Genomic DNA, 14,920 nt, shown 5'->3' on the forward strand with positions numbered 1-14,920 from the left:
ACTCAGGCCGCCCGGCGCGTGACCAGCCCGGTGACGCCGACGACCACCGCGAACAGCGGCCACACCAGCCCGGCGCTGTAGGGCAGGCCGAGCACCACGGTGGCCGCGGTCGACGCGGCGGCGAGCACGAGCGCGACCACGCCGACGCCCAGCGGCAGCACCCGGTCCCGCACGGCGAGCAGCCCGACGACCGTCATCACGGCCAGGCCCGGCAGGAACGCGCCGAACGCGGCCTGGTCGGCGAGCACGGAGAGGGTGACGGCGGCCTCCGGCGTGTAGAACGCGGAGTCGGTGCCGCCCGGGACCCCGCTCGCCGCGACGTAGCGCAGCAGGACCCCGATGCTCCCGGCGCCCAGGAACGCGATCGACGTCCAGCGCAGCGCCTCCACCAGGCCCGCGCGGTGCGGCGCGTGCCGGGCGTGGAACCGGGTGAGCCCGAGCAGGAACACCAGCGACGCGGCCAGCCCGACGAGCGCGAGCGTGCCGCCGAGCTGCACGGTCGCGGGCTCGGAGAGGCGCTCGCGGAGGAAGTCGGTGGTGGGCTCGGGCGGGCCGCCGAAGCTGTCCGCCGACATCGCCAGCAGGAACGTGGACCCGGCCGCGGCGAGCCCGGACACCAGCGCGGCGGCGGGCCACGGGGTGCGGCGGGCGGGGACGGTGCCGGCGGGGGCGGGGGCGTGCGTCGTCATCGTGACTCCTGGAGGTTCGTCCGGTATGTGCACCCAGGATCTCGGCGCACGGACCCCGGACCCAGGAGGGCAGCGGGCCGACCCGGGTGGTGTCAGCACCACCCGGGCGGGGCGGGATCAGCCCCCTTCGCGCATCCCCCACGGCGAGCCGTAGGACGTCAGGAGGTCGAGGAAGGGCACCGCGTCGAACGCCTCCGGGCCGAGCACGCCGCGGCCGGACCACACCCCCGTGGCCAGCAGCTCCAGCGCCACCACCGGGTTGACGGCGGTCTGCCACACCACGGCCTGGCAGCCGTACTCGCGCATCGACCACTCGTTGTCGACGATGTGGTGCAGGTAGACCTGCCGCGGCCCGCCGTCGACGCCGGTCCCGCTCACCCACAGGCCCGCGCAGGTGCGGCCGCTCATCGTCGGACCCAGGGTCGCGGGGTCGGGCAGGCAGGCCGCCACCACCTCGCGCGGCGACACCGACACCCCGCCCACCTGCACCGGGACCGTCGACGACAGCCCCAGCTCGTGCAGGGTCCGGAGGACCCCGATCACGTGCGACCCCAGCCCGTACTTGAAGGTGACGCGCCGCGCGTCGATCCACCGCGGCATGAGGAGCACCTCCTCGTGCTCCACGTTGACGCACTCCAGCGGCCCGATCCCGCCGGGGAAGTCGAACACCTCGGGCTCGCTGAACGGCTCGGTGGTGAACCAGCCGCGATCGCGCTCCCAGACCACCGGCGGGTTGAGGCACTCCTCGATCAGCGTCCAGATCGAGAACGGCGGCGCGAACCCCCGGCCCTCGACGCGCAGGTCGGACCCGTCGCGCACGCCGAGCTCGTCGATGCGGGAGAACAGGTGATCGGCGGCGTAGCGGGCGAACACGTCGGACAGTCCGGGCTCGACCCCCATGCCGACGAGCGCGAGCACCCCCGCCGCGGCGAACTCGTCGGCGAGGGCGAACTGCTCGTCGCCCAGCAGCACGCCCGGCTGCGTGTACGGCGACGTCGGGTGCGGCACCGACATCGACATCGCCATGTCCAGGTAGGTCACCCGGGCCAGCAGGCAGGCGCGGAACAGCGGCATGACGAAGCGCGGGTCGGTGGCGTTGAGCAGCGCGGTGCAGCCGTGCTCGGCCAGCGCCGCCGCGACCCCGTCGGCGTCGGTGGCGTCGAGCCGGACCGCGACGAACCGCGGGTCCCCCACCCGCTCGACCACCGCCCGGGCGCGCGCCGGGTCGGAGTCGGCCACCACGAGGTGCTCGACGAAGTCACGGCGCGCGGCGATGGCCGCGACGGAGCCGCCCACCCCGCCCGCACCGACGAGGAGGATTCGCATACAGCAACGTAACCGGGTAGCTCTTGTGGGTGAACGGCGCGGGGTGCAATAACTTCCCGATGAGTGCCGAACCCGCCGCCGAAGCCGAGGCGCAGCTCAAACCGGGCGCCATCTCGTTCGTCGACGCGCTGGTGATCGGCCTCGCGTCGACGTCGCCGGCGTACTCGCTCGCCGCGATCATCGGGCCGGTGGTCGCGCTCGTCGGCGTCTACGCCCCCGGGGTGCTGCTGGCGTCGTTCCTGCCGATGCTGCTCATCGCGTCGGCGTTCTACTACCTCAACAAGGTCGACCAGGACTGCGGCACCACGTTCTCCTGGGTGACGCGCGCGATGGGGCCGTGGCTCGGGTGGACCGGCGGCTGGGCGATCGCGATGACCGGCGTGCTGGTCACGGGCTCGCTCGCCGACACCGCCGTCCGCTTCTCGCTGCTCGCGCTCAACCTCGACGACCTGGCGTCGAACAACGCGGTCGTCATCCCGATCGTCGTGGTCGTCGTGCTCGCGATGACGGCGCTGTGCGTGCTCGGCACGGAGATCTCGGCGAGGTTCCAGAACGTGCTGATCCTCGTGCAGGTGCTGTCGCTGCTGGTCTTCGCCGCGGTCGCGCTCGTGCGGGCCGCCACCGGCGACACCCCGTTCGACGCCGAGGTCCCGTCGCTGTCCTGGCTCAACCCGTTCGCCGAGGGCGGCGCGGCGCTCACCGCGGGCCTGCTGCTCGGCGTGTTCGCCTACTGGGGCTGGGAGTCGGCGGTGAACCTCACCGAGGAGACCACCGACTCGGCGTCGACGCCCGGCAAGGCCGCGATCGTGTCGACGGTCGTCCTGCTCGTCACCTACCTCGCCGTCGCCTACGCGGTGGTGACGTTCGCCGGCACCGGCTTCCTCGCCGAGAACCAGGACCAGGCCGAGCTGATCTTCGCGCTGCTCGGCGAGCAGGTGCTCGGCGGCTGGGACTGGGTGCTGCTGCTCTCCGTCGCCACCGCGGCGCTCGCGTCCACCCAGACCACGATCATCCCGGCGTCGCGCACGGGGCTGTCGATGGCCCGCCGGGCGGCGATGCCGCGGCGGCTCGCGCACATCCACCCGCGGTTCCGCACTCCCGACGTGTCGACCTGGACCGTCGCCGCGATCGCCATCGCCTGGTACGTGCTGATCTACCTGGTCAGCGAGAACGCCCTGTTCGACTCGCTCACCGCGCTCTCGCTGCTCATCGCGTTCTACTACTCGCTCACCGGCATCGCGTGCGCCGTCTACTACCGCAAGCAGCTGCTGCGCAGCGCGTCCAACCTGCTCCTGATCGGCGTCGGGCCGCTCGTCGGGTCGGCGCTGCTGATCTACCTGCTGATCCAGTCGGTCACCGACCTCAACGACCCCGAGGCGAGCTCGTCGGGCGTCTCGTGGTTCGGCTTCGGGCCGCCCCTGGTGATCGGGGTCGGCATCTTCCTGGTCGGTATCGTCTTCATGATCGGCTGGCGGGTGCACGACGCACGGTTCTGGCAGGAACGACCCGGCGTGGCACCGGACCCCGTCGACTCCGAGAAGGGCTGAGGCACGTGGCGAGTGGCAAGAGCATCGTCCTGGGCTACGACCGGTCGCCCGGGGCCCGGCGCGCGCTGGACATCGCGATCGAGCTGGCCGGGAGCTTCGACGTGCCGCTCGTGCTGGTGCACGGCGTCGCCCCGCCCAGCTCCGTGGGCGAGGAGGCGGGCCAGGCCCGTGCGGCGATCGACGACATGGACGAGCGGATCGCCGCCCCGGCCGTCGCGGCCGCGGAGGCGGCGGGGGTGTCGGTCGTCGTCGAGGTCGTCGACTCCCGTCCCGCCCCGGCCCTGATCGCCGCGGCCGAGGAGCACGACGCACTCGTCATCGTCGTCGGCACCTGGAACGAGAGCCCGCTGCGCGGCGCCCTGCTCGGCTCGGTGTCGCACAAGCTGCTGCAGATCTCCAACCGGCCGGTGCTCTGCGTGCCCTCCGCGGATCGCGACGCCTGATGACGCCGGTCGCCGTGCTCGTCCTCGTCGTCGGGGTGCTGGTGGTGCTCGCGATCGCCGGGACCGCGTTCGCGCTCGACGCCCGGCGCCGCCGCACCGCCCACCGGCCGGCGGCCCCGCCGCACCCGGCCCCGGAGCACCCTGCCCCGGAGCGGCCGACGCCACCGGCACGGCAGGTCGAGCCGATCGACTCCGCCCGTGCCCAGGAGGACCCGCCGACCGTCATGACCCGCGGCGACGACGGTCCGACGGTGGCCATCCCCCGCCCGGCCGACCCGGAGGACCCGGGCCGGCCCTGAGCGGGCTCACTCCCCCAGCGAGCGCTCCAGCTGCGCCGTCAGCGCCGCGGCGAACGCCGCCGGGTCCGGCAGGTCGCCGCCCTCGGCGAGCAGGGCCGTGCCGTGCAGCAGGCGGGCGATGCCGCGCAGCTCCTCGTCGTCGGGGCGCTCGGCGTGCGCCCGGTTGAGGCCGACGACCAGCGGGCTCTGCGGGTTGAGCTCCAGGATCCGCTTGACCTTCGGCGGCTCCTGGCCCATCGCGCGGTACATCTTCTCCAGCGTCGGGGTGAGGTCGCCGGGGTCGCCGACCAGGCACGCCGCCGACGTCGTCAGCCGGTGGGACAGCCGCACCTCCTTGACGTCGTCCTCCAGCGCGGTGCCCAGCCAGGTGAGCAGCCCGTCGAAGCCCTGCTTCGTCTCGTCGTCGAGGTCGTCGCCGCCGAGGTCGACGTCGCCCTTCGCGATCGAGGCCAGCGGCCTGCCGTCGAACTCCGGCACCATGTCGACCCACACCTCGTCGACGGGGTCGGTCAGCAGCAGCACCTCGTAGCCCTTGGCGCGGAAGGCCTCCATGTGCGGGGAGCCCTCGAGCGCGGTGCGCGAGTCGCCCGTCATGTAGTAGATCGCGTCTTGGCCCTCGGGCATCCGGGCGACGTAGTCGGCCAGCGTCGTCTGCTGCTCGGCGTCGTGCGTCGTGGGGAACGAGCAGACCTCCAGGATCGCCTGCCGGTTGTCGCCGTCGGAGAGCAGTCCCTCCTTGAGCGCGCGGCCCAGCTCGGTCCAGAAGGTGGCGTACTTCTCGGCGTCGGTGTCGAGCATGGTCCTGATCGTCGAGAGCACCTTCTTCACCAGCCGCTTGCGGATCAGCTGGATCTGGCGGTCCTGCTGGAGGATCTCCCGGGAGACGTTGAGCGAGAGGTCGGCCGCGTCGACGACGCCCTTGACGAACCGCAGGTACTCGGGGACGAGCGCCTCGCAATCCTCCATGATGAACACGCGCTTGACGTAGAGCTGCACGCCCCGCCTGGCGTCGCGCATGAACAGGTCCATCGGCGCGTGCGCGGGCAGGAACAGCAGCGCCTGGTACTCGAACGTGCCCTCGGCGGAGAGGCGGACGGTCTCCAGCGGCTCCTGCCAGTCGTGGCTGACGTGCCGGTAGAACTCGCTGTACTCCTCGGGCGAGACGTCGCTCTGCGGGCGCGACCACAGCGCCTTGCGCGAGTTGACGGTGTCGTCCCCGATGCGGATCGGCCAGGTGATGAAGTCCGAGTAGCGCTTCACGAGCCCGCGCACGACGGACTCGTCGGCGTAGTCGTGCAGGCCGTCCTCGGCGTCGACGGGCTTGAGGTGCAGCGTGATCGAGGTGCCCTGGGGCGCGTCCGCGGCGTCGTCGACGGTGTAGGTGCCCTCGCCTGCCGACTCCCAGTGCACCCCCGCCGCCTCCCCGGCCCGCCGGGTGACCATCTCGACGCGGTCGGCGACCATGAAGCTGGAGTAGAACCCGACGCCGAACTGCCCGATGAGCTCGGCCGACGCCTCCTCCGACGCGGCGCCGCTCTCCTTGGCCGCCCGCAGCTGGGCGAGCATCTCGGCGCTGCCCGAGCGCGCGATGGTGCCGATCAGTCCGACGACGTCGTCGCGGCTCATGCCGATGCCGTTGTCGCGGACCGTCAGGGTGCGGGCCTCGGGATCGACCGCCAGCTCGACGTGCAGGTCGTCGACGTCGGCGCCGAGGTCCTTGTCCTGGTACGACGCCAGGCGCAGCTTGTCCAGCGCGTCGGAGGCGTTGGAGACGAGCTCGCGCAGGAAGACGTCCTTGTTCGAGTAGATCGAGTGGATCATCAGCTGGAGCAGCTGGCGGGCTTCCGCCTGGAACTCGATCGTCTCGGTCGACATGGCCGGGTCCTCTCACATCGGTCCTTCGGGAACGCGCGCCGACTTTATGCGACCCCGATGTAACTGCTGCGCCCCCTCGGTACTCCTACGTACTGACGACGCCGGACGGCCGGCGCGCACCACCCCGACACACTTCGAGGAGATCCGCCATGTCCGTTTCGTCCCGCCTCCGCTCGCTCGCCACCGTCACCGCCGGCACGTTCCTGGCCGCCGGCCTCATGGCCGGGCTGGCCACCCCCGCCTCCGCCGCCCCGCGCGACTGCGCCTACATGGGCTACGGCAGCTACGTCGACGGCCTCGCGCTCGACCACCGCGACGGCGAGGTCGTGCTCGCCAACGCGATCAACGCCTACCGCGCCCAGAACGGCCTGCGCCCGCTGACCTACTCCCGCACCCTGGCCCGCCCGGCCATGTGGGCCAGCCTCGACAGCTTCAACCGCGGGTTCTCCCCCAGCAACCACATCGACACCCGCGGCATGAACGTCGCCCAGCGCGTCCAGTTCTGCTCGGGCTACACCGGCTACCTGGGTGAGATCAACTTCTGGGGCTACGGCTCGTCCCCCTCGTACAGCTCGCCCGAGGCCGCGCTGAACTGGTGGAAGAACTCCCCCGGCCACAACGCCCGGCTGCTCGACCCGCGCGCCACCACGTTCGCGGTCGGCCAGGCCTACAACGGCTACCCGACCATCGACCGGGCCCACTACACGGTCGTCTTCGGCGACCACTGAGCCGACCCGACCGGCCCTTGCCCGGGCACCGGGTCGTCACGAGACTGACCCGATGCCCGACAAGAGCCAGCTCCTCAACTACATCGACGGCGAGTTCCGGCCCCCCGCCGAGGGGGGCCGGACCGACGTCGTGGACCCCGCGACCGGCGAGGTCTACGCCACCGCTCCGCTGTCCACCGCCGCCGACGTCGACGCGGCGTACACCGCGGCGGCCCGCGCGTTCGGCGAGTGGAGGCGCACCACTCCCGGGGAGCGCATGGAGAAGCTGCTGGCGATGGCCGACGCCGTCTCCCAGGGCGCGTCGCGGCTGATCGAGGCTGAGGCGCGCAACACCGGCAAGCCGCTGGGGCTCACCGCGTCGGAGGAGATCCCGCCGATGGTCGACCAGATCCGGTTCTTCGCCGGGGCGGCCCGGATGCTGGAGGGCAAGGCGAGCGCGGAGTACATGCGCGGGTTCCAGTCCACGATCCGGCGCGAGCCCGTCGGCGTCGTCGGGTCGGTGGCGCCGTGGAACTACCCGATGATGATGGCGGTCTGGAAGTTCGCGCCGGCGCTGGCGGCGGGCAACACGATCGTCCTCAAGCCGTCGGACACCACACCGGCGAGCGCGGTGCTGATGGCCGAGCTGTTCTCCGACATCCTCCCGCCCGGCGTGTTCAACGTCGTCTGCGGCGACCGCGGCACCGGCGCGCTGATGTCGGCGCACCCGACGCCCGCGATGGTGTCGATCACCGGGAGCACCCGGGCGGGCAAGGCGGTCGCCGAGGCGGCCGCGGCCACCGTCAAGCGCACCCACCTGGAGCTGGGCGGGAAGGCCCCGTGCGTCGTGTTCGCCGACGCCGACGTCGCCGCCGCGGCGGAGGGCATCGCCGTCGCCGGCTACTTCAACGCCGGGCAGGACTGCACCGCCGCCACCCGCGTGCTCATCGCCGAGAGCATCCGGGGCGAGCTGGTGGAGGCGCTCGCCGAGCAGGCCGCCGCCGTCCGCCTGTCCCGCGACGAGGTGGCGGGCAGCGAGGACCTCTACATCCCGCCGGTCAACAACCCCACTCAGCTCGCGCACGTGTCCGGGCTGGTGGAGCGGGCCCCGGCGCACGCGCGGGTGGTCTCCGGCGGAGAGAAGGCGGGAGGTGGGGGCTACTTCTACACGCCCACCCTCGTCGACGGCCTGCGCGCCGACGACGAGCTGATCCGCACCGAGATCTTCGGCCCGGTGATCACCGTGCAGGGCTTCTCCGACGAGGCCGAGGCGATCGCCATGGCCAACGACACCGACTACGGCCTGGCCGCGAGCGTCTGGACGCGGGACCACGGCACCGCGCTGCGCGTCTCCGCGGCGATCGACTCGGGCTGCGTCTGGGTCAACTGCCACATCCCGCTGGTCGCCGAGATGCCGCACGGGGGCGTCAAGCAGTCCGGCTACGGCAAGGACCTGTCGGCGTACTCGCTGGAGGACTACACCCGCGTCAAGCACGTCATGTCCTATGTCGGTGAGTAGGCGGTAACGTGGAGTGACTTCTCGGAGGTGCGGATGGCCGGTGGTGTGCTGGACCGCGTGGTCGTCCGCTCCGTCGAGATCGCCGTGCGCGCCCTGTGGGGGTTCACGCCGCGGGTGATGGAGTACGTCGTCGCCGATCTCGGGCCGTGGCGCGCGATCGGCTGGATGGCGGCGCACATGCCCCGCTACCAGCGCACGCTGCGGGTGCTCGGGCCGCTCCGCGCCCACCTGGCCTGCCTGGCGATCTCCCTGGTCAACGGCTGCCGCTACTGCGCGTTCGGGCAGGCCTACGCGCTGGACCTGCTGCACCTGCGCGACCGCGGCGCACTGCTCCCGGTCGACGCGCCGACCCTGTCGACCTGGACCGGCCTGCCGCCCGACGAGCTGCGCGCCCGCCTGCACCTGGTGCTGGAGGAGGCCGGCCTGCACGCGGAGGTGGTGTGGCTCGACACCGTCCTCGACCTCGCGACCGGCACCCAGGCCCCGATCGACGGGGACGAGGCCCGGGTGGCGCACCTCGTCGTCATGATCGGGCAGCTCAACCGGGTCGGGATCGCGCACGGCATCGCCCCCGACGAGGCGCACGACGCGGTCAACAGGGACGCCGCCCTGCGCGCCCGGCACGCGGAGCTCCGCGCGTGACAGGATGACCGCGTCCAGGTGACGGCGGTACGAGGAAGCCGGTGCGAGTCCGGCGCGGTCCCGCCACTGTGATCCCCCGCCGGGGAGAGCCAGAGACTCACGCCGTCACTCCTCCGTGATCCGGGGCGGATATCCCCGTGAGGAGTCACCCGTGCGTCTCGTGCCTGCCCTGCTCGCCGGGCTCGTCGTCCTGTCGGCCTGCTCCGCCGCCCCCGCCGCGGCGCCCGCCGGCTGCGTCCCCGGCTCCGGCGGGCGCTCCACCGTCGAGCACGCGGAGAACTTCTCCCTGCGCTACGAGGACGGCTACCAGGTCCTGACCGTGGACGAGCCGTCGCCGGGCGCGCCACCGGAGTCCTACGTGCTCCTCGCCTGCGGGGCCGCGCCGGACCTCCCGCCGGAGCTGGCGTCGGCGCAGCGCATCCCGGTCCCGGTCGACAGCCTCTACTCCGGCTCCACGACCCACCTGCCGCTGCTGGTCGACCTCGGCCGCGTCGACGTCCTCACCGGCGTGGCGACGGCCGGGTTCGTCAGCTCGCCGGAGGTGGTCGCGGCCGTCGCCGCCGGTGCGGTCGCCGAGTACGCGCCGACCGAGCAGGTCGACGTGGAGCGCGTCGTCGCCGGGCGCCCGGACGTCCTCATGACCGGCGGGTTCGACGACCCCGCCTACGCGACGCTGCGGCAGGCGGGGATCCCCGTCGTCGCCAACGCCGAGTACCTGGAGCCCACCCCGCTCGGCCGCGCCGAGTGGATCAAGGTGATGGCCGCGCTGACGGGCGACGAGCTGCGGGCCGCCGCCGTGTTCGACCAGGTCGAGGCGGCGTACACGGGGACCGCGGCGCTCGCGGCGGGCGCGGCGCCGGTGCCCGTCGTCGCCGGGTCGCTGTTCGAGGGGGTCTGGAGCGTGCCGGCCGGGGGCAGCTACCTCGGCCGTCTGCTCGACGACGCGGGCGGGGCGAACCCGTGGGCGGGCGACCCGTCGGCGAGCAGCCTGACGCTGGACTTCGAGACCGTCTACGCCACGGCCGGGCAGGCGCCGGTGTGGCTGGCCACGCAGGACTGGGCCACCCGCGCCGACGCGCTCGCCGCCGACCCCCGCTACGGCGAGCTGGCCGCGATGCGCGACGGGCGGACGTGGACGGCGAACCGGTCGATCGGGCCGAACGGCGGCAACGACTTCTACGAGCGCGGGGTGACCCGCCCCGACCTGGTGCTCGCCGACCTGGTGGCGATCCTGCACCCGGAGCTGCTCCCCGGCCACGAGCAGACGTTCTACACCGAGCTCCGATGACGGCGGCGCCCCGGCTGGCACGGCGCGGGGGCCCGACCCGCGCGCTCCCGCGCCCCGACCCGCGGGGGTGGGGGGCGGTGGTGCTGCTGACCGTGGCCGCCGTCGGGACGCTGGTGCTGGCCGTCGCGGTCGGGCCCGTGGTCGTCTCGCCGTCCGACACCGTGGCCGTGCTGCTCGGCCGCACCCCCGCCGACCCCACCGCGCCCGTGCTGATCGGGTCGGTGCGGGTGCCGCGGGCGCTCACCGCGGCGCTGGCCGGGGCCGCGCTCGGGGTGGCGGGCCTGCAGCTGCAGACGCTGTTCCGCAACCCGCTGGCCGAGCCCTACGTGCTGGGCGTCAGCGCCGGGGCGAGCCTCGGTGTCGCGCTGGCCGTGGCGGGCACCGCGGGCGGGTCGGCGGGCACGTTCACCGCGGGGGTCGTCGGGGCCGGGCGGGCGGGGACGGTGGTGGCCGCGGCCGTCGGCGCCGGGATCGTGCTGGGGGTCGTGCTGCTGCTCTCGCGCTGGGTGCGGTCCGGGATCGTGCTGCTCGTCGTCGGCGTGATGCTCGGGTCGCTGGCCACGGCCGGGGTCAGCCTGCTGCTCACCGTGATCGACCCGCAGCGCGCGCAGCAGTTCATCGCGTGGGGGCTGGGCAGCTTCTCCGGGACGACCGGCGCCGACCTGGCCGTGCTCGCGCCGGTCGTCGGCGTCGGGTTGCTGGTGGCGCTGGCCGGGACGAAGTCGCTCAACGCGCTGCTGCTCGGCGAGGACTACGCGCGCAGCGTCGGCGTCCGGATCGGGCGGGTGCGGCTGGTGATCCTGGTGTCCTCGGCCGTGCTGGCCGGGTCGGTCACCGCGTTCTGCGGGCCGGTGGCGTTCCTCGGGATGGCGGTGCCGCACCTGGCCCGGCTGGCCGTCGGCACGTCGGACCACCGGGTCCTGCTGCCGGTCGCGCTGCTCACCGGCGCCGTGGTCGCGCTGGTCTGCGCGGTCGCGGCGCACCTGCCGTGGCTGGCGGGCCCGATCCCGGTCAACGTGATCACGTCGGTGGTCGGGGCCCCGGTCGTCATCGTGGTGCTGATCCGCAGCCGGCTGGTGAACGCGTGACGCTGGCCCTGGACCACCTCACCGTCGGCCACCGGCGCGGCCCCGCCGTGCTCGGCGGGGTCTCCCTCGACGCCCGTCCCGGCGAGCTCACCGCCCTGCTCGGGCCGAACGGGGCCGGGAAGTCGACGCTGCTGCGGACGGTCGCGGGCCTGCTGCCCGCCGTCGCGGGGTCGGTGTCGCTGGGCGGCACGGACCTGCTGGCCCTGACCCCCGCCGAGCGCGCCCGTCGCGTCGCCGTCGTCCTCACCGAGCGCGTCGACGGCGGGCTGCTGACGGCCCGCGAGCTCGTCGGACTCGGCAGGCACCCGCACACCGGCGCCCGCGGCACGCTGCGCGCCGCCGACCGCGCCGCCGTCGACGACGCGCTGGCCGCGGTCCGCGCGACGGAGTTCGCGCAGCGGCGGGTCGGAGAGCTCTCCGACGGCGAGCGGCAGCGCGTCCTCATGGCCCGGGCCCTGGCGCAGGCCCCCGACCTGCTGCTCCTCGACGAGCCGACCGCGTTCCTCGACGCGCCGTCGCGCGTGTCGGTGACCGGCCTGCTGCGGCGCCTGGCCCGCGACCGCGGGATCGTCGTGGTCGTCTCGACCCACGACGTCGAGCTCGCGCTGCGCGTCGCCGACCGGGTCTGGCTGCTCGACCGCACCGGCGGCGTGCGCACCGGACCGCCCGCCGGCCTGGTGGCCGACGGGGCGGTCGGGGCGGCGTTCGACAGCGACGAGCTGCGCTTCGACGCGGGCGCCGGGACGTTCGTGATGCGCTAGCTGCCCTCCAGCACGACCTCGCCCATCTCCGACCAGCCCACCCCGTCCGGCAGCTCCTGGTAGACGATCTTCGGGACCGACGCGACGACCGAGGGCAGCCAGCCGAAGAACCACTGCGCGTGCTCGGAGGACACGTGCGCCTCCCCCGCCGCCTGGTCGACGTAGTTGGCGATCACCGCGTACTCCTCCGGGCGCTCGACGCTCGCGAAGCAGGAGAAGACCAGGTTGCCGGGCTCCTCCCGGACCTGGGCCGAATACGTGACGATGCCCGCGAGGAAGTCCTCCTTCTTCTCGGGGCGGATGTCGATCCTGATCACGATGAAGATCATGACGCCTCCCTGCGTCCGGCGGTGCACACTGCGGCCCCAGGCATACCGCACCCGGGGCCGCAGTGGTGTCTCATCCTCGCTACCCCGTCGCCGGCAGGGTGCTCGGCGCCGGCTCCTGCGCGCAGACGGTGCCGTCGGCGGGCACGGTGCCGTCCACCAGGTAGCGGTCGACGGCGGTGTCGATGCACGGACCGCTCGCCCGGTAGGACCCGTGGCCGTAGCCGTCGCGGGTGAGCAGGACGCCGGACTCCAGCTCGTCGGCCATCGCCACGGCCCACGGGTACGGGGTCTGGGAGTCCTCGCGGCCCCCGACGACCAGGATCGGCGGGGCGCCGGCGCCGGTCAGCGGGCCGGTGAAGCGGTCGGGGTTCGGGACCGGCCACGAGGCGCAGGTCAGCAGCAGGTAGCTGGACAGCGTGCCGAACCGCGGTGCGGCGGCCACGATCTCCGCGGCGTTGGCGTCGTGCACGGCCGGGTCGGCGGGCACCGCGCGGTCGAGGCAGTTGACGGCCGTGTTGGCCTCGGCGAAACCGGCCGGTGTGCCGTCGGGCTCGCGCAGCAGGAGCGTCGACAGCACCCGCAGGATCGACCCGTCCCCGGCCTCGGCGGCGAGCAGCCCGGTGGTGAGCACCGGCCACAGGCTCGGGGTGATCATCGCGAAGCGGGCCGCCGTCAGCACACCGGCCCCGTCGAGGGTGCCGGCCGGGACGCCGTTCGCCGCCGGCACCTCCAGCGGCTGCGCCTCCAGGCGGGCGACCAGCGCGTCGAGCGCGGCACCCGGGTCGCCCGCCCCGAACGGGCAGCCCTGCTCGACGCAGGTGGCCAGGTAGGCGTCGAGCATGCGCTCGCCGGCCAGCGCCTGGTCGGTCGTCGCGGCGACCGGGTCGGTCTGCCAGCGGGCCGGGTCGACGGGCGCGTCGAGCACCATGTGCCGGACGCGGTCGGGGAACAGCGTCGCGTAGGTCGCGCCGAGCAGCGTGCCGTAGGACGCGCCGAGGTAGCTGATCCGGTCCTCGCCGAGCGCGGCCCGCACGAGGTCGATGTCGCGGGCGACGTCGTCGGTGGCCATGTGCGCGAGCAGGGCGGGGTCGACGCCGTCGACGCAGCCGTCGGTCAGCAGCCGCACGTCGGCCTCGAGCGCCTCGCGGGGCATCCCGCCCGGCAGCGTCGGGTCGACGTCGCGCGCGAGGACGGCCTCGCGCTCCGCGTCGTCCAGGCAGCGGACGCCCTCGCTCTCCCCCACCCCGCGCGGGTCCATCCCGACGACGTCGAAGCGCGCGAGCAGCTCGGGCGACCACGGCCCGGTGCCGGCGGCCGCGTCGATCGTCCGGACCGCCTCGTTGGCCGGGCCGCCCGGGCCGCCCGGGTTGTAGAGCAGGCTGCCGATCCGCTGCGCCGGATCGGTCGCGCGGTGGCGGACCAGGGAGAGCGCGACGGTGTCGCCGTCCGGGTCGGCGTGGTCGACGGGGACCTCGAGCGTGGCGCAGTCGAGGCCCGCGCCGCACTCCTGCCAGGCGACGGCGGGCGCGGCCGACCCCCCGGCCGCCGCCCCCGTCGAGCACCCGGCCGCGAGCACGCCCGCGGTGAGCAGCACGGTCAGTGTTCGTGATCGCATGAGCCGATGCTCGCCGGGCGGGCCCTCCCACCGGCAGTCCCGCCCGTCACCGGTCGAGGTGACGCCCGGGCTCCCCGTCGATGACAGGTGTCACCAGGTAGGTGTGCAGCGCCGCCGCCGCACCGAGCATCGCCAGGCCGCGGCGGCGGAGCCGGGCGTGCCAGTCGTCGAGCGTCGCCTCCAGCGCGGCGACCCCACCGGCGGCGCGGACCCGCGCGACGACGACGGCGATGCGCTCCAGCGGGTAGCCGCCGCGGCGCAGCTGGTGGGCGAGGTGGGCGTCGCGGACGTCGACGGCCGAGTAGACGCGGTAGCCGGTGCGGGGGTCGCGGCGCGGGGTGACGATGCCGGCCCGCTCCCAGGCCCGCACCGTCGCGGGGTGGACGCCGAGGCGCCGGGCCAGCGGTCCGATCGCCGACGCCGCGGCGGGTGCCGGGTCGTGCACACCGGGATCCCGGACGGCCGCGTCCACGGCCTCCAGCGTCGCGCGGTCCGCGCTCAGCTCGGCGTGGCTCGCGTCGAGCAGCCCGAGCGCGGCGTCCACGTCGTCGCGGTGCACCGCCCGCAGCACGGCGGCGGCGGTCGCGTGCCCGTGGGCGGGGACCAGCGCGACGAACGCCCGCAGCGCCAGTACGTGTCGCTGGCCGTAGACGCGGTAGCCGTGCGCGGTGCGGTCGGCGGGAGGGAGGATGGAGGCTTCCTCGTAGTTGCGCACCGCCTGGGTCGACAATCCGTGCTCACGGGCCAGGTCGACGGGTCGCAGGCGGGGAGGTCGCATCGCCCCAGTCTCAA

The 14,920-nt window shown here is 74.1% G+C and carries 15 protein-coding genes and 1 riboswitch; of the genes, 9 read left to right on the top strand and 6 right to left on the bottom strand.

The annotated features are described in order from the left end of the window. Nucleotides 1-2: 2 nt before the first annotated feature. The gene (locus H6H00_RS30285; protein WP_185719027.1) at nt 3-689 is read right to left on the bottom strand and encodes a hypothetical protein; all 687 of its coding nucleotides are present in this window, start codon (nt 687-689) and stop codon (nt 3-5) included. 117 nt (nt 690-806) lie between these two features. Continuing rightward, entirely contained in the window at nt 807-2,015 is a 1,209-nt protein-coding gene (locus tag H6H00_RS30290; RefSeq protein ID WP_185719028.1) for a saccharopine dehydrogenase family protein, read from the bottom strand. A gap of 59 nt (nt 2,016-2,074) precedes the next feature. On the opposite strand from H6H00_RS30290, the gene H6H00_RS30295 reads away from it, so the two are divergent. The 3 genes from H6H00_RS30295 to H6H00_RS30305 are packed head-to-tail and all read left to right on the top strand — an operon-like array spanning nt 2,075 to nt 4,304. Next, nucleotides 2,075-3,562, top strand: a complete 1,488-nt coding sequence (locus H6H00_RS30295) for an APC family permease (RefSeq protein ID WP_185719029.1) — start codon at nt 2,075-2,077, stop codon at nt 3,560-3,562. Between the two features lie 5 nt (nt 3,563-3,567). Beyond that, nucleotides 3,568-4,005, top strand: coding sequence for a universal stress protein (locus H6H00_RS30300; protein ID WP_185719030.1), 438 nt, complete (start codon nt 3,568-3,570; stop codon nt 4,003-4,005). Further along, nucleotides 4,005-4,304 carry a hypothetical protein gene (locus H6H00_RS30305; RefSeq protein WP_185719031.1) on the top strand — a complete coding sequence of 100 codons (300 nt, stop codon included), beginning with the start codon at nt 4,005-4,007 and terminating at the stop codon, nt 4,302-4,304. The genes H6H00_RS30300 and H6H00_RS30305 overlap by 1 nt, the downstream gene beginning before the upstream one ends. A gap of 6 nt (nt 4,305-4,310) precedes the next feature. Here the strand turns inward: H6H00_RS30305 and htpG are convergent, their stop codons facing one another. Next, entirely contained in the window at nt 4,311-6,179 is a 1,869-nt protein-coding gene (gene htpG / locus H6H00_RS30310; RefSeq protein ID WP_185719032.1) for a molecular chaperone HtpG, read from the bottom strand. Between the two features lie 149 nt (nt 6,180-6,328). Between htpG and H6H00_RS30315 the strand changes: the two genes are divergently transcribed. The 6 genes from H6H00_RS30315 to H6H00_RS30340 all read left to right on the top strand — a co-directional run bounded on the left by H6H00_RS30315 (nt 6,329) and on the right by H6H00_RS30340 (nt 12,184). Then, entirely contained in the window at nt 6,329-6,907 is a 579-nt protein-coding gene (locus tag H6H00_RS30315) for a CAP domain-containing protein (RefSeq protein WP_185719033.1), read from the top strand. 52 nt (nt 6,908-6,959) lie between these two features. Next, complete coding sequence (locus H6H00_RS30320) at nt 6,960-8,405, top strand: aminobutyraldehyde dehydrogenase (protein WP_185719034.1); 1,446 nt, start codon at nt 6,960-6,962, stop codon at nt 8,403-8,405. A 33-nt stretch (nt 8,406-8,438) separates the two neighbouring features. Then, nucleotides 8,439-9,047, top strand: coding sequence for a hypothetical protein (locus H6H00_RS30325; RefSeq protein WP_185719035.1), 609 nt, complete (start codon nt 8,439-8,441; stop codon nt 9,045-9,047). Beyond that, a riboswitch (cobalamin riboswitch) is annotated at nt 9,045-9,162 on the top strand. It overlaps the preceding gene by 3 nt. Nucleotides 9,163-9,198: 36 nt before the next feature. Next, entirely contained in the window at nt 9,199-10,335 is a 1,137-nt protein-coding gene (locus H6H00_RS30330) for an ABC transporter substrate-binding protein (RefSeq protein WP_185719036.1), read from the top strand. Continuing rightward, a complete protein-coding gene (locus H6H00_RS30335; RefSeq protein ID WP_185719037.1) occupies nt 10,332-11,423 on the top strand; it encodes a FecCD family ABC transporter permease in 1,092 nt (363 codons plus the stop codon). The genes H6H00_RS30330 and H6H00_RS30335 overlap by 4 nt, the downstream gene beginning before the upstream one ends. Further along, nucleotides 11,420-12,184, top strand: a complete 765-nt coding sequence (locus H6H00_RS30340) for an ABC transporter ATP-binding protein (RefSeq protein WP_221775722.1) — start codon at nt 11,420-11,422, stop codon at nt 12,182-12,184. Before H6H00_RS30335 ends, H6H00_RS30340 begins: the two co-directional genes overlap by 4 nt. Here H6H00_RS30340 and H6H00_RS30345 read toward each other — a convergent pair. The 3 genes from H6H00_RS30345 to H6H00_RS30355 form a co-directional block, all read right to left on the bottom strand. Beyond that, nucleotides 12,181-12,513 (bottom strand): putative quinol monooxygenase, encoded by a 333-nt coding sequence (locus H6H00_RS30345; RefSeq protein ID WP_185719038.1) that lies wholly within the window; start codon nt 12,511-12,513, stop codon nt 12,181-12,183. The genes H6H00_RS30340 and H6H00_RS30345 overlap by 4 nt on opposite strands. 79 nt (nt 12,514-12,592) lie before the next feature. Then, a complete protein-coding gene (locus tag H6H00_RS30350) occupies nt 12,593-14,128 on the bottom strand; it encodes an alpha/beta hydrolase (protein ID WP_185719039.1) in 1,536 nt (511 codons plus the stop codon). Nucleotides 14,129-14,174: 46 nt separating this feature from the next. After that, entirely contained in the window at nt 14,175-14,906 is a 732-nt protein-coding gene (locus H6H00_RS30355; protein ID WP_185719040.1) for a MerR family transcriptional regulator, read from the bottom strand. Nucleotides 14,907-14,920 lie beyond the last annotated feature (14 nt).

Origin of the sequence: Pseudonocardia petroleophila (assembly GCF_014235185.1) — a bacterium.
GTDB lineage: Bacteria > Actinomycetota > Actinomycetes > Mycobacteriales > Pseudonocardiaceae > Pseudonocardia > Pseudonocardia petroleophila.

What these genes read in the sequence shown, in the direction of transcription:
- H6H00_RS30285 (WP_185719027.1), bottom strand. Translation starts at nt 689, where the DNA reads ATGACGACGCACGCCCCCGCCCCCGCCGGCACCGTCCCCGCCCGCCGC.
- H6H00_RS30320 (WP_185719034.1), top strand. Translation starts at nt 6,960, where the DNA reads ATGCCCGACAAGAGCCAGCTCCTCAACTACATCGACGGCGAGTTCCGG.
- H6H00_RS30350 (WP_185719039.1), bottom strand. Translation starts at nt 14,128, where the DNA reads ATGCGATCACGAACACTGACCGTGCTGCTCACCGCGGGCGTGCTCGCG.
- H6H00_RS30290 (WP_185719028.1), bottom strand. Translation starts at nt 2,015, where the DNA reads ATGCGAATCCTCCTCGTCGGTGCGGGCGGGGTGGGCGGCTCCGTCGCG.
- H6H00_RS30305 (WP_185719031.1), top strand. Translation starts at nt 4,005, where the DNA reads ATGACGCCGGTCGCCGTGCTCGTCCTCGTCGTCGGGGTGCTGGTGGTG.
- H6H00_RS30325 (WP_185719035.1), top strand. Translation starts at nt 8,439, where the DNA reads ATGGCCGGTGGTGTGCTGGACCGCGTGGTCGTCCGCTCCGTCGAGATC.
- H6H00_RS30335 (WP_185719037.1), top strand. Translation starts at nt 10,332, where the DNA reads ATGACGGCGGCGCCCCGGCTGGCACGGCGCGGGGGCCCGACCCGCGCG.
- H6H00_RS30315 (WP_185719033.1), top strand. Translation starts at nt 6,329, where the DNA reads ATGTCCGTTTCGTCCCGCCTCCGCTCGCTCGCCACCGTCACCGCCGGC.
- H6H00_RS30355 (WP_185719040.1), bottom strand. Translation starts at nt 14,906, where the DNA reads ATGCGACCTCCCCGCCTGCGACCCGTCGACCTGGCCCGTGAGCACGGA.
- H6H00_RS30295 (WP_185719029.1), top strand. Translation starts at nt 2,075, where the DNA reads ATGAGTGCCGAACCCGCCGCCGAAGCCGAGGCGCAGCTCAAACCGGGC.
- htpG (WP_185719032.1), bottom strand. Translation starts at nt 6,179, where the DNA reads ATGTCGACCGAGACGATCGAGTTCCAGGCGGAAGCCCGCCAGCTGCTC.
- H6H00_RS30345 (WP_185719038.1), bottom strand. Translation starts at nt 12,513, where the DNA reads ATGATCTTCATCGTGATCAGGATCGACATCCGCCCCGAGAAGAAGGAG.